The 22,307-nt window shown below is 70.6% G+C and carries 22 protein-coding genes and 1 pseudogene; 10 read left to right on the top strand and 13 right to left on the bottom strand.

From position 1 onward, the window contains the following. The coding region (locus tag ACNFOC_RS29900) for a VOC family protein (RefSeq protein ID WP_521985513.1) at window positions 1-182 on the bottom strand (182 nt) is incomplete at its 3' end. Between ACNFOC_RS29900 and ACNFOC_RS29895 the strand changes: the two genes are divergently transcribed. From ACNFOC_RS29895 to ACNFOC_RS29880, 4 genes are read left to right on the top strand one after another with little or no spacing between them, the layout of a single operon-like run. After that, a complete protein-coding gene (locus ACNFOC_RS29895; protein WP_416962180.1) occupies window positions 172-1,761 on the top strand; it encodes an NAD(P)-binding domain-containing protein in 1,590 nt (529 codons plus the stop codon). The genes ACNFOC_RS29900 and ACNFOC_RS29895 overlap by 11 nt on opposite strands. Window positions 1,762-1,766: 5 nt before the next feature. After that, complete coding sequence (locus tag ACNFOC_RS29890) at window positions 1,767-2,900, top strand: alpha-hydroxy acid oxidase (RefSeq protein ID WP_416962179.1); 1,134 nt, start codon at window positions 1,767-1,769, stop codon at window positions 2,898-2,900. Next, on the top strand, window positions 2,897-4,279 hold the full coding sequence (locus ACNFOC_RS29885) for a cytochrome P450 (RefSeq protein WP_416962178.1): 1,383 nt from the start codon (window positions 2,897-2,899) through the stop codon (window positions 4,277-4,279). The genes ACNFOC_RS29890 and ACNFOC_RS29885 overlap by 4 nt, the downstream gene beginning before the upstream one ends. A gap of 13 nt (window positions 4,280-4,292) precedes the next feature. Further along, the gene (locus tag ACNFOC_RS29880) at window positions 4,293-5,573 is read left to right on the top strand and encodes a cation:proton antiporter (RefSeq protein WP_416962177.1); all 1,281 of its coding nucleotides are present in this window, start codon (window positions 4,293-4,295) and stop codon (window positions 5,571-5,573) included. Window positions 5,574-5,725: 152 nt separating this feature from the next. Here ACNFOC_RS29880 and ACNFOC_RS29875 read toward each other — a convergent pair whose 3' ends face one another. Then, entirely contained in the window at window positions 5,726-6,457 is a 732-nt protein-coding gene (locus ACNFOC_RS29875) for an aminoacyl-tRNA hydrolase (RefSeq protein WP_416962176.1), read from the bottom strand. A 177-nt stretch (window positions 6,458-6,634) separates the two neighbouring features. Here ACNFOC_RS29875 and ACNFOC_RS29870 point away from each other — a divergent pair. Further along, a pseudogene (locus ACNFOC_RS29870) lies at window positions 6,635-6,928 on the top strand (ATP-binding cassette domain-containing protein); the annotation flags it as partial. A 15-nt stretch (window positions 6,929-6,943) separates the two neighbouring features. Here the strand turns inward: ACNFOC_RS29870 and ACNFOC_RS29865 are convergent. From ACNFOC_RS29865 to zapE, 9 genes are all read right to left on the bottom strand, one after another. Further along, on the bottom strand, window positions 6,944-7,087 hold the full coding sequence (locus ACNFOC_RS29865; protein ID WP_199827441.1) for a hypothetical protein: 144 nt from the start codon (window positions 7,085-7,087) through the stop codon (window positions 6,944-6,946). A gap of 39 nt (window positions 7,088-7,126) precedes the next feature. Next, the gene (locus tag ACNFOC_RS29860) at window positions 7,127-7,969 is read right to left on the bottom strand and encodes a polysaccharide deacetylase family protein (protein ID WP_416962175.1); all 843 of its coding nucleotides are present in this window, start codon (window positions 7,967-7,969) and stop codon (window positions 7,127-7,129) included. A gap of 111 nt (window positions 7,970-8,080) precedes the next feature. After that, the gene (locus ACNFOC_RS29855) at window positions 8,081-9,202 is read right to left on the bottom strand and encodes an NADAR family protein (RefSeq protein WP_416962174.1); all 1,122 of its coding nucleotides are present in this window, start codon (window positions 9,200-9,202) and stop codon (window positions 8,081-8,083) included. 23 nt (window positions 9,203-9,225) lie between these two features. Continuing rightward, window positions 9,226-10,113, bottom strand: a complete 888-nt coding sequence (locus ACNFOC_RS29850) for a PPK2 family polyphosphate kinase (protein WP_416962173.1) — start codon at window positions 10,111-10,113, stop codon at window positions 9,226-9,228. Window positions 10,114-10,220: 107 nt separating this feature from the next. Continuing rightward, window positions 10,221-11,024 carry a slipin family protein gene (locus ACNFOC_RS29845; protein ID WP_416962172.1) on the bottom strand — a complete coding sequence of 268 codons (804 nt, stop codon included), beginning with the start codon at window positions 11,022-11,024 and terminating at the stop codon, window positions 10,221-10,223. A gap of 100 nt (window positions 11,025-11,124) precedes the next feature. Continuing rightward, window positions 11,125-12,651, bottom strand: coding sequence for a SulP family inorganic anion transporter (locus tag ACNFOC_RS29840; protein ID WP_416962171.1), 1,527 nt, complete (start codon window positions 12,649-12,651; stop codon window positions 11,125-11,127). Between the two features lie 8 nt (window positions 12,652-12,659). Beyond that, window positions 12,660-13,241, bottom strand: coding sequence for a carbonic anhydrase (locus ACNFOC_RS29835; RefSeq protein ID WP_393754240.1), 582 nt, complete (start codon window positions 13,239-13,241; stop codon window positions 12,660-12,662). Window positions 13,242-13,328: 87 nt separating this feature from the next. Next, window positions 13,329-13,727 carry a hypothetical protein gene (locus ACNFOC_RS29830; protein WP_416962170.1) on the bottom strand — a complete coding sequence of 133 codons (399 nt, stop codon included), beginning with the start codon at window positions 13,725-13,727 and terminating at the stop codon, window positions 13,329-13,331. Between the two features lie 154 nt (window positions 13,728-13,881). Further along, window positions 13,882-14,985: a cell division protein ZapE gene (zapE, locus tag ACNFOC_RS29825; RefSeq protein WP_416962169.1), complete on the bottom strand. Its 1,104-nt coding sequence runs from the start codon at window positions 14,983-14,985 to the stop codon at window positions 13,882-13,884. Window positions 14,986-15,022: 37 nt separating this feature from the next. Between zapE and ACNFOC_RS29820 the strand changes: the two genes are divergently transcribed. The 4 genes from ACNFOC_RS29820 (at window position 15,023) to msrB (ending at window position 18,356) form a co-directional block, all read left to right on the top strand. Continuing rightward, window positions 15,023-15,817 carry a pyrimidine reductase family protein gene (locus tag ACNFOC_RS29820; protein ID WP_416962168.1) on the top strand — a complete coding sequence of 265 codons (795 nt, stop codon included), beginning with the start codon at window positions 15,023-15,025 and terminating at the stop codon, window positions 15,815-15,817. A gap of 154 nt (window positions 15,818-15,971) precedes the next feature. Then, complete coding sequence (locus ACNFOC_RS29815) at window positions 15,972-16,445, top strand: indole-3-glycerol phosphate synthase (protein ID WP_416962167.1); 474 nt, start codon at window positions 15,972-15,974, stop codon at window positions 16,443-16,445. Between the two features lie 98 nt (window positions 16,446-16,543). Then, entirely contained in the window at window positions 16,544-17,935 is a 1,392-nt protein-coding gene (gene murC / locus ACNFOC_RS29810) for a UDP-N-acetylmuramate--L-alanine ligase (protein WP_416962166.1), read from the top strand. Between the two features lie 13 nt (window positions 17,936-17,948). Continuing rightward, entirely contained in the window at window positions 17,949-18,356 is a 408-nt protein-coding gene (gene msrB / locus ACNFOC_RS29805; protein ID WP_363095400.1) for a peptide-methionine (R)-S-oxide reductase MsrB, read from the top strand. A 6-nt stretch (window positions 18,357-18,362) separates the two neighbouring features. Here msrB and ACNFOC_RS29800 read toward each other — a convergent pair whose 3' ends face one another. Beyond that, window positions 18,363-19,379 carry a thaumatin family protein gene (locus ACNFOC_RS29800; protein ID WP_416962165.1) on the bottom strand — a complete coding sequence of 339 codons (1,017 nt, stop codon included), beginning with the start codon at window positions 19,377-19,379 and terminating at the stop codon, window positions 18,363-18,365. A 199-nt stretch (window positions 19,380-19,578) separates the two neighbouring features. Between ACNFOC_RS29800 and ACNFOC_RS29795 the strand changes: the two genes are divergently transcribed. Continuing rightward, window positions 19,579-21,471, top strand: coding sequence for a sigma-70 family RNA polymerase sigma factor (locus ACNFOC_RS29795; RefSeq protein ID WP_416962164.1), 1,893 nt, complete (start codon window positions 19,579-19,581; stop codon window positions 21,469-21,471). Window positions 21,472-21,493: 22 nt separating this feature from the next. On the opposite strand, the gene ACNFOC_RS29790 is transcribed toward ACNFOC_RS29795, so the two are convergent. Beyond that, the coding region (locus ACNFOC_RS29790) for a thaumatin family protein (RefSeq protein ID WP_416962163.1) at window positions 21,494-22,307 on the bottom strand (814 nt) is incomplete at its 5' end.

Below are 22,307 nucleotides of genomic sequence, written 5' to 3'. Positions count from 1 at the left end.
ACGTCCGGCGTCGCGAAGTACACCGTCCACACGGTCGGCATCCGCCCGTCCGCCTTGTGCGCGAGCCCCGCGACCGCCTCGCCGTCCTTGCGGGCCCACACGGAGCCGCCGTACGCCTCCTCGAAGACCCTCCTCCAGGCATGTCCCCGCCCGGAGCAGAAGGAGAGTTCAGTGAACTCCACGCACAGTGAGCGTCTGGATTACCTCGTGGTCGGTGCCGGTCCCGCCGGGCTCCAGCTCGGGCAGTTGCTCCAGGCGGCCGGGCACGGATACCGGATCCTGGAGAGCGGTCAGGCTCCCGGCACGTTCTTCGGCACCTTCCCCCGTCACCGCAAGCTGATCTCCATCAACAAGGTGTACAACGGCACCGACGATCCCGAACTGAACCTCCGGATGGACTGGAACTCCCTGCTGTCCCCGGACCCGGACCTGCTCTTCAGCCGTTACAGCAAGCGCTATTTCCCGCACGCCGACGACCTGGTGCGCTATCTCGCCGATTTCGCCGAGACGTTCAAACTGGACATCGCCTACGACACCCGGGCGGAGCGGATCCGGCGCGATGAGGACGGTTTCGCCGTCACCGATCAGCACGGTCACGAACACCGCGCCCGCCGGCTGATCATGGCCACCGGACTGACCCGGCCCAACACCCCGGACATCCCCGGTATCGAGACGGCCGAGGACTACTCCGTCGTCTCCGTGGACCCCGAGGACTTCATCGACCGGCGCGTCTTGATCATCGGCAAGGGCAACTCCGCCCTGGAGACCGCTGACAACCTTGTCGAGACGGCCGCGGTCATCCATGTCGCCGGCCCGCACTCGGTCCGCATGGCCTGGAACAGCCACTACGTCGGTCATCTCCGCGCGGTCAACAACAACTTCCTCGACACCTACCAACTCAAGTCCCAGAACGCCCTGTTGGACGGAAACGTGCTGTCCGTCGAGAAGGACCCCGACGGCATGTACCGCGTCCGCTTCAGCTTCTCCCGGGCCGACGAGGTCGTGAAGGAACTGCGCTACGACCGGGTGATCGTCTGCACCGGATTCCGCTTCGACGCCTCGGTGTTCGACCCGGAGTGCGGCCCCGCCCTGGTCATCGACGACCGCTTCGCCGAACTCTCCCCGGCGTACGAGTCGGTGAATGTGCCCGGCCTCTACTTCGCCGGAACGCTCATGCAGCAGCGAGACTTCAAGAAGTCCACCGGTGGCTTCATCCACGGCTTCCGGTACGCCGTACGGGCCCTGGGCCGCATCCTCGGCGAACGCCATCACGAACAGCCCTGGCCGCATCGGGAGTTGGAGAGCGACCCGGCCGCGCTGGCGGACGCCGTGGTGGCCCGGGTCAACCGCAGCTCGGCACTGTGGCAGCAGTTCGGGGTCATCGGGGACCTGATCGTCACACCGCCCGGCGAACCGGCCAGGTACCACGAGGAGGTGCCGGTCGCGTACGCCCACGAACGCCAACTCTCCGACAGCGGCGACTACTTCACCGTCACCCTGGAGTACGGCCCCGACCACGACAAGGTCGACCCCTTCGACATCACCGTGCGCCGCACCGCCCAGAACTCGGTCGACGACGCCTTCGACGCGGCGTACCTCCACCCGGTGATCCGCCACCACGGCGGCGGTGAACTTCTCGGCACCCATCACATGGCCGAGAACCTGGAGAACCACTGGGACCACCCGGAGGCCCACCACGCCCCACTGGTCGAGTTCTTCGCCCGCGAGCAGGCCCGCCGGCCGAGCCGCGCCGGGCGGTGAGCGGCATGCAGTACACCGTCCGCGACTTCGAGACCGCGGCGCGCTCCGAACTGGACCCCGTGTACGCCGACTTCATCGCCGGCGGGGCACGCGACGAGATCACCGTACGGGCCAACGAGGCGGCGTTCGGGCGGCTGCAACTGCTGCCCCGGGTGCTGCGGGGAAGTGCCGAACGGGAGTTGGGCATCGACTTGCTCGGCAGCCGGGCGAGCCTGCCGGTCCTGCTCTCCCCGACCGCCTTCCACAAACTGGTCGATGCTGAAGGGGAGTTGGCAACCGCTCGGGCCGCTGCGGCCGCCGGCGCGATCATGATCGTGGCCATGGCGTCCACGGTGGCGGTGGGTGAGATCGCCGACGCGGCGCGCGCGGCCGGAGACGACGTATCACTGTGGTTCCAGCTCTACATCCAGCCCGACCTGGACATCACCGAGGCGCTGGTGCGGCGGGCCACCGACGCGGGGTGCTCCGCGCTCGTGGTCACCGTGGACTCCCCGGTGCTGGGCGCGGGCGAGCGCAACCGGCGCAACGGCTTCCACGACCTGCCGCCGGGCCTGCGCTGCGAGAACCTGGTGGACCTGCGCGACGGAGAGCGCGGCCACGTACGGCAGATCGCCATGTCCCCCGAACTGAACTGGGAACACATCGACTGGCTGCGCCGCACCACCGCGCTGCCCATCCTGCTCAAGGGTGTCCTGCACCCCGAGGACGCCCGGCTCGCGGTCCGCCACGGTGTCGACGGGCTGCTGCTGTCGAACCACGGAGGCCGTCAACTCGACACCGTCCCCGCCACGTTGGAGCTGCTGCCCGAGATCCTCGCCGCGGTCGAGGGCCGTATCCCGGTCGTGCTGGACGGAGGCGTACGGCGCGGCACCGACGCGGTCAAGGCACTGGCGCTCGGCGCGTCCGCCGTGGGCATCGGCCGGCCCGTGATGTGGGCGCTGGCCGAGGGCGGCGAGAAGGGCGTACGGCGTCTCCTCGAACTGCTGCGGGACGAACTCGACGACACCCTGGCCCTGTGCGGGGCCTCCGGACTCGCCGATCTGACACCCGATCTGGTCCGGATGCCCGCGTGGGGTCCCGTCCCTGGTCCCGCCGTGACACCGGGGGCGGACCGACGATTCGGCGGGGTGGTCGCGTGAGCCCCACCGGTTGGCTCGTTCTGGGTCTGGCCGTGGCCCTGGTGGCCGGTCTGCCGTACTGGCTGCCCAGGACCGTGATCGCGCTGCGGGTGCGGATCTTCGCCCGGGTGGGCGGCGAGGAAGGGGTCCGGGCTCCGGGCAAGGAGGTGCCCGCCGAGGAGTTCAAGAAGGTGTACGGGCATCCGGCGGCCAACGGGCGCAGCCGGGGCGCCGCGCTCTCCGACCTGTTCTGGTACTGGCTGTCGCCGGGCCCGGAGGTGCACCAGGAGCACCTGGAGCCGGGACCGCGCTACGACGACGTGGCCCGGACCACCCGGCAGATCCTGGCCGGGCTGTCCCGTGAGCGGTGGACGGAGCTGGTCGGCCGCTGCACCCGCCGGGTGCTCGACGAACTCGACGGCCACGCGCGCGTGCACCGGGTCAGACTGCGCGACCTGATGATGCCCGTCTGGGCCGAGGTCTACTACGAGGTGGTCTTCCGCGCCCCCTGTCCACGGCACGTCCGGGACCTGATCACCGCGAACGCTGACGACGTGGTCAGCGCCCTGAAGTGCACCGGCCTGCGCCACATGGACCGCCGGGCCCGCCTCACGGCCCACCTGCGGGACAGGCTCGCGCACGACCCGCCCCCCGGCCCGCTGCCGGCCACACTCACCCCGCGAGAGCAGGCGTACTACCTCCAGGGCACGTTCTTCAACACGGCGGTCGTGCAGATGTCGGAGGCGATGGCCCATCTGCTGCTGGCCCTCGCCACCCACCGGCCGGTGCAGGACCGGCTGGCGTCCGGAGGGGAGGGACCGGACCTCCTGGACCGGGTGATCAACGAGACGCTCCAGCACTTCCCGCTCTTCGGAGTGGCCCACCGGATCACCTCGGGGGAGATCCCCCGGGACGGGCGCGACCCCATCCCGGCCGGTTCGGTCCTGCTGTTCAACTACCCCGAGTACCAGGGGTCCGGAGGCGACCCGTTCGACCCGGACCGGTGGCTGGACCCGGACACCAGGCCCTCGGCCTTCATCCCGTTCGGGGTGACCGCCAACCGTCCCTGCCCGGCGCGCGGCTTCGCCGTCCTCACCATGCGGGTCGCGGCGGAGGAGGTCCTGCGCCGCTTCCGGCTCGACTCCTCGGCGGAACACACCCGTTCGCTGCCCAGCCGCGGTCCCTGCCTGCTGATCCCGCGCACCGGGGCCGAGGTCCGCAGCCGAACCCGGCTCGCGGTGATGCGCCTCGCCGACAGCTGGGAGGGCGTCTGGCGCAGCCTCGTCCAGCTCGTCCTCGGCAGCTACATGGTGTGGGACGCCCGGCGCCAGGGCCTGTGCCGGAACTACTTCGCCGCCTCGTCCGGCGGCTCCGCCACCTCCGTCCCAGCCGGCCGTTGAGAGGAACGAGACCATGACTCCCGTGGAGCTCGCTCCCGTCTTCTTCCTGGCCGTCGTCGTGATTCTGCTGACCTGCCGTGTGGTCGTCCTGGTGGCCGGCCGTTTCGGCCAGCCGCCCGTGGTCGGCGAGATGATCGCCGGGGTACTGCTCGGCCCCTCCCTGTTCGGGCTGATCGCCCCCGGGGCCTCCGCCCACGTCTTCCCGCCCGAGCTGAAGCCGGTGCTGTACGTGGCCGGCCAGATCGGTCTGGTGGCTCTCATGTTCGGTGCCGGCTACGAGTTCCGGGCGCACGCCGGACGCGGCCTGGCCGGCACCGCCGTCGCCGTCTCCTCGGCGGGGGTGGCGATCCCGCTGACCCTGGGCGTGGGACTGACCCTCGTGGCCCACGGCCATGTCGGCATCTTCGTCGACGGGGTCTCGGTCTGGGTGACGGCGGCGTTCGTCGGCGTCGCGCTGGCGATCACCGCCTTCCCGATGCTGGCCCGGATCATCACCGAACGCGGGCTGGCCGGATCGCGGTTCGGCTCGCTCGCCCTGGCCTCCGGGGCCACGGACGACGCCGTGGCCTGGATCATGCTGGCGGGCGTGCTGAGCGTGGCCTCGGGCAAGGTGCGGCCCATCCTGGAGGCCGTCGGCGGCACCCTGCTGTTCGTCGCCGTACTGCTCCTGCTGGGGCGCCGCCTGCTGGCCTGGATCGTGAACCGCCCGGGCCTCGGCGACGACACCCGGCTCCTCTTCACGGTCGCCCTGCTGTTCTGCGCGGCCTGGTTCACGGACATCAGCGGCCTGTACTCCGTGTTCGGGGCGTTCTGCGTGGGGATGGCCATGCCGCGCGGCGAGGCGTCCGAACGGCTGGTGCGGACCACCCAGTCCGTGACCCAGGTGGTGTTCGTGCCGATGTTCTTCACCTACTCGGGCCTGAACACCCGGTTCGACGTCTTCTCCGACCCGCCCGTCCTGCTGTTCGGGGCGGCCGCGGTAGTCCTGGCTGTGGCCGGAAAGTTCGGCGGCTGCTGGGCCGCCGCCCGGCTGCGCGGCGAACCCGGCCCGGTGGCCGTCAGGGTCGGCGCCCTGATGAACGCCCGAGGTCTCATGCAGCTGATCGCGCTCAACATCGGGCTGTCGGCCGGCATCGTCAGCGAGGAGCTGTTCACCGCGCTCGTCCTTGTCGCCCTGGTCACCACGATCATGACGGTGCCGGTGCTGAGCTGGCTGGACCGCCGCGACGCCAGATCCCGGGCAACGGAGGAGGCACCCGAGGGCGAGGAGGAGGTGGCGGCGGCGCCGAGTTGAGCGGGCGGACGAAGATCACGCGGCCCCGAAGGGGCGTCGGCGACCGGCCGTCGCCCCGCCCGGTCAGGCTCCGATCCGGCCGGGCAGGCCGCCGACACGGCCGTATGACTTCCGCGACGGTCGGCGCGGGCGCCTCGGTCGCGCGCGCCGGCTCAGCCTCGTCGCCGCAGCGCCGGATGCTCCGTCACGACGGTGGCCGAGCCCGGCGCGATCTCCGTGAAGCCCGCGTCCCTGACCAACGGCAGCCCGCTGCTGGTGAGTTCGGCCCACCGGGCGGGGGCGGCGGTGCGGACGGAGAGCGGGAAGCCCGCCTGACGCCAGGCGGTCCGGTCCTCGTCCGACAGTTCCCACCAGGCCAGTTGGGCGCCGTGGCCGGTCTGGGCCATCGTCTTGCCGGCCGACATGTCGAGGTCGGGGTTCAGCCAGATCACCGGTGCCGTGAGGTCCGCGTCGGTCGGCGGTTCGGGGTCGTCGAGGTCGGTGCCGGAGACCTGGAGCCGGGCCAGGTCCTTGGGCCAGCCGTCGAGCGGAACGGGCGGGAAGACCCGTACCTCCGCGGACTTGCCGGTCACCGTGATGCCCGGCAGCGCCTCGGCCCGCCGCCACTCGGCTCCCCGCGCCCGCCGGACCACCTTCCGGATCCGCGCGTCCTGCCAGTCCGTCATGACCTGCGCCCACTCCCCGTCCCCGACGGCCCGCTCATCACTGAGGATCGTCAGCACAGCCCGCGCGGCCGTCTCCAGCGCATCGGTACGCGCCGGGGGAGCATCCCGCTCGATCCGCACGACCAGGGGCAACACGAACTGCGGAGCCTCGTCGCGAGAGGTGGGCTCGTTGCGGAAAGGGTCGGCACTGTCGCCGGGCACGATGGAATCACTGGTCACACCCCTAGTTTGCCAGGCAAAGGAGCGGCTCTTAAAAGCACCGCCAAGGGGGATCTACCTAAGGGGCGCGGGGCTGTGACATTGTGCGGCTCCGCCGCGTGGGCGCGACCAGCCACAACGAACCCGCAGTCGCCGAACGACATGTTCACCCGACCTCTCCTGCGAGAGAATCCCCCGATGCGAAGCGATCTACGGCTGAACAACGTCGGCCGCCGCTACGGAATCCACGGCCCCTGGATCCTCCGCGGAGTAGACCTGGAGTCGGCCCCCGGAACCCTCACCCGCGTAGACGGCCCCAACGGCACCGGCAAATCCACCCTCCTCCGCCTCCTCGCCCGCATGGACGCCCCAACGGAAGGCAAGGTCACCGGCCGCCCCCGCACGGCATACGTCCCCGAACGCTTCCCCCAAGCACTCCCTTTCACCGCCGAGGCGTACCTGCCCCTGGCCGCGGCCGCCGCGACCAGGGCGCTCACCTCCCGCCGTTCACCCTGAACAGGCGGTGCGCTGTGCCTCCTGCCACTCGCAGACGGGGCACAGCGTGATCCCCTTGTACGACTCCGGGTACTCGGTCGGTTCCCGGCACAGCACACACTCCGCGTACGCCGGCGCCGGCTCTTCGTCGCTCATGCGACCAGCGTACGAGGAGCGCGCGAACTTCAGCCGACCTCAGCGGTGCCGGTCGGTCGCCCCGATCAGCTCGGAGACCTTGACGAACCGGTACCCCTTCTTCCGCAGCTCGGGCACGATCATGCGGACGGCCCGTTCGGTCGCCGGGGCGGCGCTGCGCGTGCAGTGCATGACGACGACCGAGCCGGGCTTCACACCCTCCAGCACCTGCTGGGCCACGGCGTCCGAGTCCGTCGCGAACGCGTCGCCGCTCACCACGTCCCACTGCACCGCCGTGACACCGACCGCGCTCAGCGTCTTCAGCGCCTGCCGGTCGTAACACCCGCCGGGGAAGCGGAAGTACGGCATCGCGTTCGGCACGCCCGCCTTCTTGAAAGCGGTGTACGCCCGCTCCACATCGGCCTTCATCCGGTCCGGGGCGACGGTCGGCAGGCCGTAGCAGTCGCCGGTGAAGGCGTAGTGGCTGTACGAATGGTTGGCGATCTCGAACTGTGGGTCGCGTCCGATGGCGCGGGCCTCGGCCGGGTACTCGTCGGCCCACCGTCCCGTCATGAACACGGTCGCCGGCACCTTCAGCGTGCGCAGCGTGGCGATGAGCTGCGGATTGTCGAAGTGCTCGCCCGCCGCCGCGCGCGGCCCCTGGTCGGCGGTCATGTCGGCGTCGAAGGTCAGCGCGACGGTCTTGCCGTCCACCCGCGGACCGTTCTTGAAGACCGGGGTCAGACCGGCGGGGCCGGGCGCGATCGTGGGCGGCCGCGAGACGGCGGCGGTGGGCGCGCTGGGCGCCGGACGGCTGGCGTGGGGCGCCGAGGGGGCCCCGCAGGCGGTGAGCGCGGCGCCGAGTGCACAGGCGGCGGCGACTCGTCGTACTCGAATGATCACCGAGCGAACGTAACGCAGCAAAAGGGATTAATTGGTTATATGCGCTGCTCGGGCGCCCTGCGTCCCCTGGGCTCCCCGCTTCCGGCGGATTCCGTGTGTCCGGCGGGTTCCCTACGTCTCCTGCGCCAGCACGAGTTCCGACCGGACCAGTTCCAGCAGCCGGCCCACCCAGTTGCGCCCCCGGTCGTCGCGGGCGTGGAGCCAGAACGGCGCGTCCGAGTAGCCGGTGTAGCTGATGCGCGCGTCCTCCGTGCCGAGCAGGACCGCCGCGAGGTCCGGATGCTGGGTGAACTTGGCCCGCAGCAGCCCGGCCATCACCGCGAGCCGCAGCCCGGTCCAGCCGTCCCGCCGTACGACCCGGCCGCCCAGCTCCTGCGCGTCCCGGGCAGAGGGCGCCTCGCGGATACGGGCACGGTCGGCGGGGTCGGCGGCGGACAGGGCCCAGTAGCCGTGCAGGACGGACGCGTACGTCTCGCCGTCGTAGGCGATGGGCGCGGGGAAGTCGTTCCGCAGCACGAACAGGCCCGGCTCGGCCGGCCAGCCCCGGGGGTAGACGGTGTGGTGCGAGGTGACGGTCGCCCGCCCGGCCGTGACCGGGTCGTCGGCGTGGAGCGCGGCGCGCTGCTGCTCGGCCGCCGCGATCGCCTCCGCCTGGCGGCGGAAGTACTCCAGCCCGCTCTCGTGCATCTCCGTGGTCACCAGGGGGCCGTCCCCGTCGACATGCGCGCCCACGTCGGTGAGGAGGATCCGCAGCGGACGGTCCTGGAGGTCCATGTCGCCGAGCACGAAGATGCGCAGGTGCTGCGGCACGGCGAGATACGCCGCCCGCAACAGCTCCCGGTTCGCCTCACTCGGCTCCCGGGCGTAGCGCTCCGCGGTATCCCAGCAGCGCCGAGCGGCGGTCGGCCGACCGCTTAACTCCTCGACCCGGTCGGCGACTTCCAGCAGAAAACTCTCCTGAGTACGCGGCTCGCCCCACCGGGACTCCCACTTCGACCGCTCATCCAGCTTGACGGGAGCGTCGGGAGGCGTCAGCGCCAACCGGCCCGTGTCCAGAAGCCTCTTCAGGCCGAGCAGATCCTCGGCACCGCAGGAAACGCTCCCGTCGGCGTACAGAACGAGATCGTCGACGTAGTACTCGCCACTGAAGTCGGTTCGCCGCCAGATGTGGCACCAGACCCCGTCGATCCGTTCCCCGTCCACTGTCCGATACGTCGGTCCCCGCCATGCCATGGGTGAACCGTACCGGTCCCCGCTCAGCCCGAACTCAGCAGCTGCTCCCGGCACTTGGCCACGTCGAAGTCCGCCTTCGGGTACTGCGGGTCCAGGGCCGTCAGGTGTTCCAGGAGGAGGCGGCTGACCGCCCAGTTGCGGTACCACTTGCGGTCGGCCGGGATCAGGTACCAGGGGGCCTCCGGCGTGGAGCAGCGGTCGAGGGCGATCTCGTACGCCTGCTGGTACGCGGGCCAGAGCGCGCGTTCCTCGATGTCGCCGGGGTTGAACTTCCAGTGCTTGTCCGGGTTGTCGAGGCGTTCGAGCAGGCGGCGGCGTTGCTGGTCGTAGGAGATGTGGAGGAAGCACTTGACGACGGTCACGCCGTCGTCGGTCAGGGACTTCTCGAAGCGGTTGATCCGGGTGTAGCGGTCGTTGATCTCGCGGTGCGGGGCGAGTTCGCGGACGCGGGCGATGAGGACGTCCTCGTAGTGGGAGCGGTCGAAGATGCCGATCTCGCCGGGGTCGGGGAGCGCGCGTTTGATGCGCCAGAGGAAGTCGTGCTTCCGCTCCTCGGGGGTGGGCGCCTTGAAGGCGCGGATCCGGCAGCCGGAGGGGTTGAACAGGCCGATGACGTGCTTGACCGTGCCGCCCTTGCCGCTGGTGTCCATGCCCTGGAGGACCAGGAGCAGGCGGCGCCCGTCGCCGGCCGTGCTCGCCGCCCACAGGCGTTCCTGTAGATCGGCCAGGTGCTCGCCCATCCGGGCGGTGTCCTTGAGGCCGGCGGTCTTGTCGGCGGGGCCGCCGGGGGTGGCCGTGGCGTCGTAGGAGGAGAGGTCGACGGGCCGGCCGGCGGGGACGCGCAGCAGCTCGGTGAGGGCGGGCGGCCCGCTCTTCTTCCCGTTCTCGCGCTTCGCGCCCTTCTTGGCCATGGGGCACCCCTTCGGTCGGCTCCCTCGATCCTGCGGCGCGGGGGCGGGGCCCGCCAGTCAGCGAGCGGGGTCCGGACTCTCCCGCGAGCTGCTCCGCCGGACCGGCCCTACTTCTCCACAGCGGGCGGTGGCGCGGCCGGAGGCGGTTGTGGAGGCTGCGCCCGCTCCAGGAAGCGCAGCAGCTCGACCGGGAAGGGGAGCACGAGTGTCGAGTTCTTCTCGGCCGCGACCGCCACCACCGTTTGCAGCAGGCGGAGTTGGAGTGCGGCGGGCTGTTCGGACATCTGCTCGGCGGCCTCGGCGAGTTTCTTGGAGGCCTGCAACTCGGCGTCCGCGTTGATGATCCGGGCCCGGCGTTCGCGGTCGGCCTCGGCCTGCCGGGCCATCGAGCGCTTCATCGTCTCGGGCAGGGAGACGTCCTTGATCTCGACGCGGTCGATCTGCACGCCCCAGCCGATGGACGGGCTGTCGATCATCAACTCCAGGCCCTGGTTGAGCTTTTCGCGGTTGGAGAGCAGATCGTCGAGGTCGCTCTTGCCGATGATCGACCGCAGTGACGTCTGTGCCATCTGCGAGACGGCGAACCGGTAGTCCTCGACCTTGACGATCGCGTCGGCCGCGTCGACGACCTTGAAATAGACGACCGCGTCGACGCGCACGGTCACGTTGTCGCGGGTGATGCCCTCCTGCGCGGGGACCGGCATCGTCACGATCTGCATGTTGACCTTGCGGAGCTTGTCCACGAACGGGACGACCGTGGTGAAGCCGGGCCCCCGCACCTCGCCGGCCACCCGCCCGAGCCGGAAGACGACCCCGCGCTCGTACTGCTTGACGACCCTGGCCGCGGCGGCGACGTAGACCACGCACGCGGAACCGGCCGCCGCGCCCGCCACCAGCAGTTCCTGGAGCATCCTGACCCCCTTACCGAGAGGCCGTTCTGTCTGCTCCTGCAAGGGTATGCCCGGTGCCTGCTCCGGGGCCACGATCACTCCGGAGCAGGCACCGCCGCCGCTACTTCACGGCAGTGACCTCGAGCGCCGTGACCTTCACCGGCTCGGTACCGGCCGCGCTGTGCCGCTCCGCCCAGTTCTCCAGGGCCGTACGGCAGGCGTGGTCGAGATGGTGCAGGCCGGAGAGGTGGAGTTCGACCGGCCGGTCCTGGGGGAGCGCCTCCAGACTGTCGAGGATCTTCGGCAGCCGCAGGAAGGTCGCGTTGCCCGACAGGTACGCCTGTACGGGGCCCGCGCCCTTGTCGACGACCTCCAGCTTGATGTGCGAGGCCTCCCACGCCGTCTTCGCGACGGCCAGCGCGAGGCCGATGAGGACGCCCTCGAACATGCTGACCGCGACGATCGACAGGGCCGTGACGACCAGGATCAGCGCCTCGCCCCGGTGCTCACGCCACAGCGACACGATCTCCCGGACCGGGATCAGCTTGGCGCCGGCGTGCACCAGGATGCCCGCCAGGGCCGGGATCGGGATGTACGCGAGGACGTTCGGCAGCAGCGCGGCGAACAGCAGCAGCCATACGCCGTGCAGCACCCGGGACGCCTTCGTCCGCGCGCCCGCCTGCACGTTCGCCGCGCTGCGCACGATCACCGCGGTCATCGGCAGCGCGCCGAGCATCCCGCACAGCGCGTTGCCCGCGCCCTGCGCCACCAACTCCTTGTCGTACTCGGTGCGTCGACCCGAGTGCAGCCGGTCCACGGCCGCCGCACTGAACAGCGACTCGGCGGACGCGATCAACGTGAACGCGACGATCGTGCCCAGCACACCGACGTGCGCCAGCTCACCGAACGCGCTCAGCGGCGGCGGCTGCAACGAACCGAGCAGCCCCTGCACCTCGACGGTCGCGACAGGCAGCCCGAAGGCGAGCGTCGCGAACGTCGCCAGTCCTACGGCGGCCAGCGGACCCGGCACCGTACGCACCTTGGCCGGCATCCGCTTCCACAGCACCAGCACGGCGATGGTGGCGGCGCCCAGCGCGAGCGAGGCCAGCGCCTTGGTGCTCCCGACGGCGTCGACGAGCGCTCCGGGCAGCTCGACTATCTTGTCAAGACCCGAGGCGGGGGCCTTCGCCCCCGCCACCGAGTACAACTGCCCGGCGATCAGCACCAGTCCGATGCCGGCCAGCATGCCCTCGACGACCGAGACCGAGATGGCCCGGAAGTAGCGCCCCAACTTCAGGACGCCCATGGCGATCTGGAGCACACCGGTGGTGAGCACGATGACTCCGAGAGCGGGCAGCCCGTACTCCCGCACCGCCTCGAAGACCAGCACGGTCAGACCGGCGGCGGGCCCGGACACCTGGAGGCTGCTGCCCCGCATGAATCCGGTGACGATCCCGCCCACGATGCCGGTGACCAGGCCGAGTTCGGCCGGTACACCGGAGGCGACGGCCACGCCCACGCAGAGCGGGAGCGCGACCAGGAACACGACGAGCGAGGCCGCGAAGTCCTGCCGTAGATAAGGGAACTTGGGCGTGGCGTCGTTCTTCTTCGGGTCGTTCTTCTTCGAGTTGTTCTTCTTCAGGTCCATGGCGCGACTCACAGGGCCTCGAACTGGTCGGTGTCCGCGCTGTGTTCGAGCACGGCACCGGTGTGCACCTCGTAGTACCAGCCGTGCACCCGCAGCCGTCCGTCCGCCAACCGCCGCTCCACACAAGGGTAGGAGCGCAGTCGCAGCAACTGGGCGAGCACGTGGTTCTGCACGGCTCCGGCGACCGTCGGGTCGGCGGTGTCGCTCGGGGCGGGTTCGTCGGCGGCGTGCGCGAGCCAGTCGCGTACGGCCGGGACGGCGGCGAGGTCGTCGCCGCGCACCAGTGCGCCGACGGCACCGCAGTGGGAGTGGCCGCAGACGACGACGTCCTGGACGCCGAGCACCTCCACGGCGTACTCGATGGTGGCCTCCTCGCTGGTGGGGTTGCCGGAGGCGTACGGCGGCACGATGTTGCCGGCGGTGCGCAGCTCGAAGAGCTGGCCGGGGCGGGCGCCCGTGATCAGGGCCGGGACGACCCTGGAGTCGGAGCAGGTGATGAACAGCACCTGCGGGGACTGGCCTTCAGCGAGTTTGGCGAACTCCTCAGGGCGTTGTCCGAACGTACGGGCGTTGTCGATGAGGGGCTGCATGGCGTGTTTGTTCCTCCTGGCGCGCCCTCTGGGCGCGTCGGGCTTGCATGACAGTGTGCGTGGGGGTAGGGACTGCCTGCTCAGCTCTCAGCAGCGGAAGACCTGAAGTGCCGCCGGAGTGTGTGCTGTCGAGGATCTCGATGTGCGGTGCCGCGCCGTGCCGGGCGCCATCGGCGTGCGTACGGCGGCCGGGTCCTCGGTGAGGAGCGGGCGCTCGGGTGTCTCCGGCCCGCAGTCGGCGGAGCGGTAACGGTCGCGCAGGCGCAGCGGGACGGTGGGAGCCCCGGAGGCGCCGCAGTCGCGGAACGTGATCGTCTCGGCGCGCAGGGCCTTGCCGCTGAGCTTGAACCCTGGCTGTGTCTTGGCCTCCGCATGACGCACTGTGTGCGCGGGTGCGAAGGATTCCATGGATGCGAAGAACTGAAGACCGAACAGGACGGCAGTGAGGAGCATGACGACGGTCCGAGCCGTCTTACCTCGGAACATGCGCCCCCCTTCAGCCCGTTCGTGTTCCTAGTACAGACCAAGGCCAGGTCAACGGCTGGTCAAGTGACACGGTAACCCGGTGAAGTTGTTTGCAGGGTTAACGCAGCGTTTCCGATGCGAGAGAGCGTGAAAACCGCGCCTGGGCTGGCGTGAACTAAGCGGTTTTGACGAGGTCCTTGGCGTCCCGGGCCAGCGCGGTGAGGCGGGAGATCGCGCGGAAGTACTTCTTGCGGTAGCCGCCGTTCAGCATCTCCTCGCTGAACAGCTGGTCGAAGGGCAACCCCGAGGCCAGGACGGGCACTTCACGGTCGTAGAGCCGGTCCGCGAGGACGACGAGCCGCAGCGCGGTCGACTGGTCGGGCACCGGCTGCACGTCGGTGAGGCAGACGGCCGCGAGGTCGTCGGTGAGGGCGCCGTAGCGGCTGGGGTGGACCTTCGCGAGGTGGGCGAGGAGGTGCGGGAAGTCGTCGAGGGAGGCGCCGGCGGTGGCGTACGCCGCCTTCGTCACCTGCTCGTCGGAGAACGGCGCCGGGGCCTGTGGCAGGCCGCGGTGGCGGTAGTCGTCGCCGTCGATGCGCAGCGAGCGGAAGTGCGCGGACAGGCCTTGGATCTCGCGCAGGAAGTCGACGGACGCGAACCGGCCCTCGCCGAGCTTGCCCGGCAGGGTGTTGGAGGTGGCGGCGAGCGCGACGCCCGCGTCGACCAGCCTGCCGAGCAGGGTCGACACCAGGACGGTGTCGCCCGGGTCGTCCAGCTCGAACTCGTCGATGCACAGCAGGCGGTGACCGGAGAGCGTCTGGACCGTCTTCTGGAAGCCGAGCGCGCCCACCAGGTTCGTCAGCTCGACGAAGGTGCCGAAGGCCTTGAGTGAGAGCTCGGCCGGGGTCGCGTGCCAGAGGGAGGCCAGGAGGTGGGTCTTGCCGACGCCGTAGCCGCCGTCCAGGTAGACGCCACGGGGGCCGGCGGATGTCTTGGCCTTGCCCTTGCCGAAGCCGAGGAAGCCGCGCTTGGCGCCGGCGGCCGCATGCGCCCCGCCGAGTCCGGCGGCGAAGGTCTCCAGGACGCCGACCGCCGCGGTCTGGCTGGGCTGGTTCGGGTCCGGGATGTACGTGGCGAAGCGCACCGAGTCGAAGCGCGGCGGCGGCACCATCTCGGCGACCAGCCGGTCCGCGGGGACGTACGGCTCACGGGCGCACAGGGACAGCGGGGCCGCGTCTGCTATCGGGCTGATCCCGGAGGCGGCGGAGGAAGATGACACGGTTCATCAGTCTAGGGGGCGTGCCACACTGCACGACATGCGACGCCTGTTCCCTGTGACCGACGAAACAGCAGCCCAGGCCTCGAACGGGGCCCCCGATGCGCGTGGGACGGACCGGGAGTGGGGGCTCGCCGAGCTGGCGGAGGCGTACGCCTACCCCGCCGGGAGCGCCCCCTGGCTGCGCGCCAACATGGTGTCCACGCTCGACGGGGCAGGTCAGCACGAGGGCCGCTCGCAGCCCATCTCCGGTGACGCCGACATGCGGATCTTCGGCACCCTGAGGGCGCTGGCCGATGTCGTGGTCGTCGGTGCGGAAACGGTACGCCAGGAGGGCTATCGGCCCGCACGCGCGCGTGAGGAGTTCGCGGCGGCACGCACGCGTGCCGGACAGGCGTTCGCTCCCGTGATCGCGGTCGTCACCGCGAGCCTCGACCTGGACTTCACGCTTCCGCTTTTCGCCTCGCCCCTGGTGCCGACGCTGATCCTGACGGGCGTCCAGGCGCCGCCGGACCGGATCGCGGCCGCCGAGAAGGCGGGCGCCCGGGTGGTGGCCGCCGGTGACGGCATGGGCGTGGACCCCGCACGGGCCGTAGAAGCGCTGGCCGCCCTGGGGCACACCCGGCTGCTGACCGAGGGCGGGCCGCGGCTGCTCGGGCAGTTCGTGGCCGCCGGGGTGCTCGACGAGCTGTGTCTGACGCTCTCGCCGATGCTCGTGGCGGGGGACGCGCAGCGGATCTCCGGGGGGCCGTCGGTTAAGGTTCCCCATCGCTTCGAACTGGTGTCCCTGCTGGAAGAGGCCGGGTTCCTGTTCGGTCGCTACCGTCGGACCTGAGAACGGGCGGAATGATCCGTTCCGTTTGTCTTTCGACGGGCACACTAAATCCGGCAGTACCCGTGCGATCACGGGGCAGGATGGTTTCCGCAGGGCCTGGACGGCCTACGGAGGAGAGAGGGCCCGCGGGTCCTCGAAGGAGAAGGGGCGCCTGGTGTTCACAAGCGTACTGATGATCGAGAAGGCCCTTACGTCCGCCGACGTGGAGTTCGTCACCACCTTGCACGGTGACGAGACCGTCTCCTTCCACGTGTTGCTCCAGCCCCGCGGCGACCAGGCGGACCGCCTGCTGCGGGCCATCGACGACGTCGCCCTCGGCGAACTCGACGAGGCGGCGCACGAGCGGGAGACCCCCGAGGGCAAGGACGCGGCGGCGCTCGGCGCGCAGGCGCTGGAGGTGTCCCTGGCGGCCCTGCACGCGGCCGGCAGCGAGGCGCAGGGGCGGCTCATCGAGGACCACCCGCTGGACGCGCTGAAGACCCTCGTGGACGAGATCGGCGCGGACGAGGTGATCGTGCTGACCGATCCCCACTACGTGGAGGAGTTCTTCCACCGGGACTGGGCCTCGCGCGCCCGTCACAAGGTCGGCGTACCGGTGCTGAAGCTGTTCTCGCACAGCAAGGAGTAGCGGCGGGCGCGTGTCCGTGATTGTCGGTGGCACCGAATAGGCTGGCCGCTGAACATCCGCCGTACCCGTACGGAACCAGCACGCACAGGGAGACACGCATGGCACCCGGCCTTCCCGCCGCCATGGACCGACCGCACTTCATCGGCATCGGCGGGGCCGGGATGTCGGGGATCGCCAAGATCCTCGCGCAGCGCGGGGCGAAGGTCGCGGGCAGCGACGCCAAGGACTCCGCCACCGCCGACGCCCTGCGCTCCCTGGGCGCCACCGTGCACATCGGGCACGCCGCGGAGCACCTCGCCGACGACGCCACCTGCGTGGTCGTGTCGTCGGCGATCCGCAAGGACAACCCCGAGCTGGCGCGCGCCGCCGAGCTGGGCATCCCGGTCGTCCACCGCTCGGACGCCCTGGCCCGCCTGATGGACGCGCTGCGCCCGATCGCCGTGGCCGGCACGCACGGCAAGACGACCACGACGTCCATGCTCGCGGTGTCCCTGACCACGCTGGGCCTCGACCCGTCGTACGCGATCGGCGGCGACCTGGACGCTCCTGGTTCGAACGCGCTGCACGGCGACGGCGAGATCTTCGTCGCCGAGGCGGACGAATCGGACCGCAGCTTCCACAAGTACGCGCCCGAGGTCGCGATCGTCCTCAACGTGGAGCTCGACCACCACGCCAACTACGCGTCCATGGAAGAGATCTACGAGTCCTTCCAGACCTTCGCCGGCCGGATCGTGCCGGACGGCACCCTGGTGATCTCGGCGGACCACGAGGGCGCGCGGGAGCTGACCCGGCGGGTGGCGTCGGACTCGCTGAAGACCGTGACGTACGGCGAGGCCGAGGACGCCGACGTGCGCATCCTGTCCGTCGTAGCGCAGGGCCTGAAGAGCGAGGTGACCGTTCTCCTCGGTGGGGAGGAGCTCACCTTCACCGTCTCGGTCCCCGGCCGGCACTACGCCAGCAACGCGGTCGCGGCCCTCGCCGCGGGCGTCGCGCTCGGCATCCCGGCCGCGGAACTGGCGCCCGCGCTCGCCGCGTACACGGGCGTGAAGCGGCGCCTCCAGCTCAAGGGCGAGGCCGCCGGCGTCCAGGTGATCGACTCGTACGCCCACCACCCCACGGAGATGACCGCCGACCTGGAGGCGATGCGCGCGGCGGCCTCCTCCGCGCGGCTGCTGGTCGTCTTCCAGCCCCACCTCTTCTCCCGCACCCAGGAACTCGGCAAGGAGATGGGCCAGTCCCTCGCCCTCGCGGACGCGTCGCTGGTCCTGGACATCTACCCGGCCCGCGAGGACCCGATCCCCGGCATCACCAGCGACCTGATCATTGAGGCCGCGCGCGCCGCGGGCGCCGACGTCACCCCGGTCCACGACAAGGCGGACGTGCCCGAGGCCGTCGCGGGAATGGCGAAGCCCGGTGATCTCGTTCTCACCATGGGAGCGGGCGATGTGACAGACCTCGGCCCGCGGATCCTGGACCGTCTCGCGAAGTAAGGGGCTGAGCTTCATGTCGTACGACGTCGAAAAGCCGGACGAGGAATGGCGCGCGGAGCTGAACCCGGCCGAGTACGCGGTGCTGCGGCAGGCCGGCACGGAGCCCGCCTTCGTCGGTGAGTACACCGACACCAAGACGAAGGGCGTCTACTCCTGCCGGGCCTGTGGCGCCGAACTCTTCACCTCCACCGAGAAGTTCGAGTCGCACTGCGGCTGGCCGAGCTTCTACGACCCGAAGGACACCGACGCGGTCGAACTGATCCAGGACCGCTCGCACGGGATGGTGCGCACCGAGGTGCGGTGTGCCCGGTGCGGGTCGCATCTCGGGCATGTCTTCGAGGGCGAGGGTTATGCGACGCCGACCGATCAGCGGTACTGCATCAACTCCATCTCGTTGCGCCTGACTCCGGAGGGCGAGTGACCACGGTCACGAGCCGGTCGTCCCGAAGGTGACCTTGTAGTAGCAGGCCCCCTTGCACGGCATCGTCGCCCCGTCGTCGAAGGCGTACGAGTAGGCATAGGGGGCCGCGCGCTTGAAGACCTGGGTGTAGTCGACCGGCCACTTCGAGGGGACACAGTTGTCGCGGCCCGCCCAGGCGCCGCGGCAGCAGTACGTGTCGCCGCCGAACGCCGCGCAGGGCGGCTCGCAGCCGACGACCTGGCCGCCCGAGGTGGCCCGCATCGCGGTGGGGCAGTCGACGTCCGAGGTGCACACTCCCTTGTAGCAGCCCGAGGAACTGACCGGGTCGACGGTCGTGGTGTGCGAGATGTTGATGTACATCGGCAGGTTCGAACCGTCGACCATGCTCACGTCGTAGAAATCCATCCCCGCGTACGCGTCGAACGTGAACTCACCGAGTGTGGTGGGCGGGTTGGCGCCCTCGCACACGCTGGTGCAGTCGCCGGTCGCGCAGTGGCCGGCGGCCGTGGAGGCGCAGCCCGTGCGGCCCCAGACGCGGCCGCCCCAGTTGTTCGCCACGGTCACCGAAAGGCTCTGGCCCGGGGCGAGTCGCCGGCCCTTCGGGTAGACGGCCGTGTTGGTGACGATCGCCCAGACCGTCTTCGGGGTGCGGTTGACGACCGTGATCAGGCGCTTGCCGGCGGGCGCCGTCGAGGGTTGGTCCGGTGCCGGTTCGGCGGCCTCGGCGGTCGGCTTCGGTGTGCTCCTCTTCGACGCGGTGGCCTTGGGGGAGGCCGAGTCCGAAGGCGAGGGAGAGACCGAGGCGCTGTGGCTCGGCGAGGGCGACGCGCTCCGGGACGCGGCCGGGCGCGCGGCCCTGTCCTGGTGGGCCGTCGTGCGCGTGCCGTCCGTTCCGGACGGCGTCCACACGCTGTAGGCGATCAGCACGGTGGCGGCCGTCGCGAGGGCGGCTGCCGCGACGTACCACCAGCGTCGGCGGTGTCGCGGTGGGCTCGCGCCGTGTCTTCTGCGTCCTCGTGCCATCGTCCTCGCGCCTTCCTGGTGCACTCCGGATGTGTTCTTCGCTATCGGTGACCTTCTCGGCGGCGGCTCGACAACATAAATTCGGACGCGACCGGCTGATTTCTTTTGCTGTCCCGTTTTCTGTTGTCCTTGCGCGCGTCGGCGGTCTCCGAAGCAGAGGGATGCCACGGCTGGACCACACGCGGAGGAACGAACGCAGATGACCGAGAAGCCCAGGAGCGGCCCCGACGCGGGCGTGGTGAGCGCCGCGTGCGCGGGTGACCGGCAGGCCCTGGATCACCTGCTGACGCAGTGCCTGCCGCTGGTCTACAACATCGTCGGCCGGGCCCTGAACGGTCACGCCGATGTCGATGACGTCGTACAGGAGACGCTGTTGCGCATGGTGCGGGGGCTGCCGAAGCTGCGGGATCCCGCCGCGTTCCGGTCCTGGCTGGTGGCCATCACGATCAGGCAGGTACGGGACCGTGAGCAGGCGCGGGCCGCGGACCGTGACCGCAGGGCGCACCTGGAGGACGCGGAGGCGATCACCGACCCCGCGCTCGACTTCGCCGGACTGACCATCCTGCGGCTGGGGTTGACCGAGCAGCGCCGTGAGGTCGTCGAGGCCACGCGCTGGCTCGACCCCGACGACCAGGAACTGCTGTCCCTGTGGTGGCTGGAGGAGACCGGCGAACTCGAACGGGCCGAACTCGCCGGTGCGTTGGGGCTGTCCGACCGGCACGCCTCCGTCCGCGTGCAGCGGATGAAGAAGCAGATGGAGGTCTCGCGGGTGGTGGTGCGGGCGTTGGCGGCCGCGCCGCGCTGCGCGGAGCTGGACGAGACGGCTTCGACGTGGGACGGCACGCCAAGTGCCTTGTGGCGTAAGCGGTTTGCCCGGCACATCCGCGGGTGCGGGGTGTGCGAGGGGCTCGACGCGGGGCTGCTGCCGATGGACCGGCTGTTGAGCGGGCTTCCGCTGGTGGCCGTGCCGGCGGGACTTGACCCGGCGCGGGTGCTCAACACCGCTATGGGGGAGGGCGGTTCGTCCTCACCGGCGGACCAACCCGCGCAGTCCGCGCACCGGGGTCCGCGTCGGCGGCACGGGCGCCGGTCCGGCCGTATCGGCGGCAAGCAGGTCGTGGGTGGTTCGGCGGCGGTCGCCGTCGCCGTGGTGGCGGCGCTGGTCGCGCCCCGGCTGACGGGGAGTTCCTCGTCTACGACGGCTGTGGCATCGCCCGCTCCGGTGGCCAGCGTCACCCCGAGCGCCACGCCCTCGGCGTCTCCGAGCGCGTCTCCGAGCAAGTCCCCGACGCCGAAGGCCAAGCCGAGCCCCTCTCCCTCGAAGCACACCGCCGCGGCCCCCGCGCACATCGCCTCCGGTGCCAAGAAGGGCGTCGGGGTGTGGACGTTCGGCGGGGTGAGCCAGGCGCTCGCGGCGAGCGGTGCGAGCTGGTACTACACCTGGTCCACACAGCACTCGGGGATCACGACGCCCTCGTCGGGGTCGTTCGTGCCCATGATCTGGGGAGCGAAGTCCGTGACCGACTCCTCGCTGGCCCAGGCCCGGGAGTACGGGCCGTACCTGCTGGGGTTCAACGAACCTGACATGGCGCAGCAGTCGAACATGACGGTCGAGCAGGCGCTGGAGCTGTGGCCCAGACTCATGGCGGCGGGCAAGATCCTGGGCAGCCCCGCGGTCGCCTACGGCGGGGACACGGCGGGTGGCTGGCTGGACCGGTTCATGTCCGGGGCCGAGGCGAAGGGGTACCGGGTCGACTTCATCACGCTGCACTGGTACGGCGGCGACTTCCGTACCCCGCAGGCCGTCGAGCAGTTGAAGTCGTACCTGGCCGCCGTGTACGCGCGCTACCACAAGCCGATCTGGCTCACCGAGTACGCGCTGATCGACTTCTCCCAGGGCACCCGCTTCCCGTCCGCGCAGCAGCAGGCGGATTTCGTCACCGCGTCCACCAAGGCGCTGGACGGCCTGTCCTATGTGCGGCGCTACGCGTGGTTCGGGCTGGGCGCGGACGCGTCGAAGCCGAGCAGCGGGCTCTTCACGGACGGTACGACGACCACCGCGGCGGGCCGGGCCTTCCAGTCCGCCGACTGATCCGGCCCGGCCGCACGCGGAGTCAGGGGCTCACTCCCCAGGTGATGCGGTAACCGCACTCTCCCGAGCAGGTGAGGACGCTGGTCGCGTCGTCGTTGACGTAGGAGTAGGCGAAGGGCTCGGCCTTCTTGAACACGGCCGCGGAGTCGACGGGCCAGGACGAGGGGACGCATTGGGGGCGCGCGGCGTAGGCGCCGGTGCAGCAGGTCCGGTCCGTCCTGAACACCAGGCAGGCGCTCAGACAGGCCACGACACGGCCGTCCCGTACGCGCTGCAACTTGGTGGGGCAGGTCGCGTTGGCGTCCCGGGTGCACCCTGCGGCGGAGCAGCCGTTCGCGTCCAGCTTGTCGCGGGACGAGCCGCCGTAACTGTTGATCCACATCGGCAGGTTGTTGCCCTCGACCAGGCTGACGTCGTAGAAGTCCATGCCGTTCCAGGCGTTCAGGTTGAACTCGGCCAGCGTGGAGGGGAATTCGCCCCAGGTCGAGCCGCACTGGAAACGGCCGCAGTCCCCGGTCGTGCAGTGGCCGTCGCCGGACGCGTCGAAGGAGCAACCGGTACGCGCCCACACCCGGACGTCCCAGTGGTCGGGGACGTCGAAGCTGAGGCTGGCACCGGGCTTCAGCACCCAACCCGTCGCCTCCACAGGGTGTTTGGGGTCCGCGGCGATCGCTGGCCAGATGGTCTGGTCGAGGCGGTTGACCAGGGTGACGGTCCGCTTGCCGGCGGTCGCGGCGCGCCCGACATGCGGCCCTTCCTGCCCGGTGTTGAGATGGATCGACGTGGCCTGTGCCGCCCTCCTGGGCGCCGCGGCCGGCCGGCTCCTGGGCCGCCCC

This window comes from Streptomyces colwelliae, assembly GCF_048158785.1.
In the GTDB taxonomy this organism is placed as follows: domain Bacteria; phylum Actinomycetota; class Actinomycetes; order Streptomycetales; family Streptomycetaceae; genus Streptomyces.
This window is presented reverse-complemented; position numbering and strand designations above follow the sequence as displayed.

Excerpts from the sequence above, each read along its gene's own strand:
- ACNFOC_RS29865 (WP_199827441.1), bottom strand. The coding sequence starts at position 7,087 with ATGAGCGACGAAGAGCCGGCGCCGGCGTACGCGGAGTGTGTGCTGTGC.
- ACNFOC_RS29830 (WP_416962170.1), bottom strand. The coding sequence starts at position 13,727 with ATGTTCCGAGGTAAGACGGCTCGGACCGTCGTCATGCTCCTCACTGCC.
- ACNFOC_RS29880 (WP_416962177.1), top strand. The coding sequence starts at position 4,293 with ATGACTCCCGTGGAGCTCGCTCCCGTCTTCTTCCTGGCCGTCGTCGTG.
- ACNFOC_RS29890 (WP_416962179.1), top strand. The coding sequence starts at position 1,767 with ATGCAGTACACCGTCCGCGACTTCGAGACCGCGGCGCGCTCCGAACTG.
- ACNFOC_RS29795 (WP_416962164.1), top strand. The coding sequence starts at position 19,579 with ATGACCGAGAAGCCCAGGAGCGGCCCCGACGCGGGCGTGGTGAGCGCC.
- ACNFOC_RS29820 (WP_416962168.1), top strand. The coding sequence starts at position 15,023 with ATGCGACGCCTGTTCCCTGTGACCGACGAAACAGCAGCCCAGGCCTCG.
- ACNFOC_RS29845 (WP_416962172.1), bottom strand. The coding sequence starts at position 11,024 with ATGCTCCAGGAACTGCTGGTGGCGGGCGCGGCGGCCGGTTCCGCGTGC.
- ACNFOC_RS29840 (WP_416962171.1), bottom strand. The coding sequence starts at position 12,651 with ATGGACCTGAAGAAGAACAACTCGAAGAAGAACGACCCGAAGAAGAAC.
- ACNFOC_RS29835 (WP_393754240.1), bottom strand. The coding sequence starts at position 13,241 with ATGCAGCCCCTCATCGACAACGCCCGTACGTTCGGACAACGCCCTGAG.
- msrB (WP_363095400.1), top strand. The coding sequence starts at position 17,949 with ATGTCGTACGACGTCGAAAAGCCGGACGAGGAATGGCGCGCGGAGCTG.
- murC (WP_416962166.1), top strand. The coding sequence starts at position 16,544 with ATGGCACCCGGCCTTCCCGCCGCCATGGACCGACCGCACTTCATCGGC.
- ACNFOC_RS29850 (WP_416962173.1), bottom strand. The coding sequence starts at position 10,113 with ATGGCCAAGAAGGGCGCGAAGCGCGAGAACGGGAAGAAGAGCGGGCCG.
- ACNFOC_RS29855 (WP_416962174.1), bottom strand. The coding sequence starts at position 9,202 with ATGGCATGGCGGGGACCGACGTATCGGACAGTGGACGGGGAACGGATC.
- ACNFOC_RS29800 (WP_416962165.1), bottom strand. The coding sequence starts at position 19,379 with ATGGCACGAGGACGCAGAAGACACGGCGCGAGCCCACCGCGACACCGC.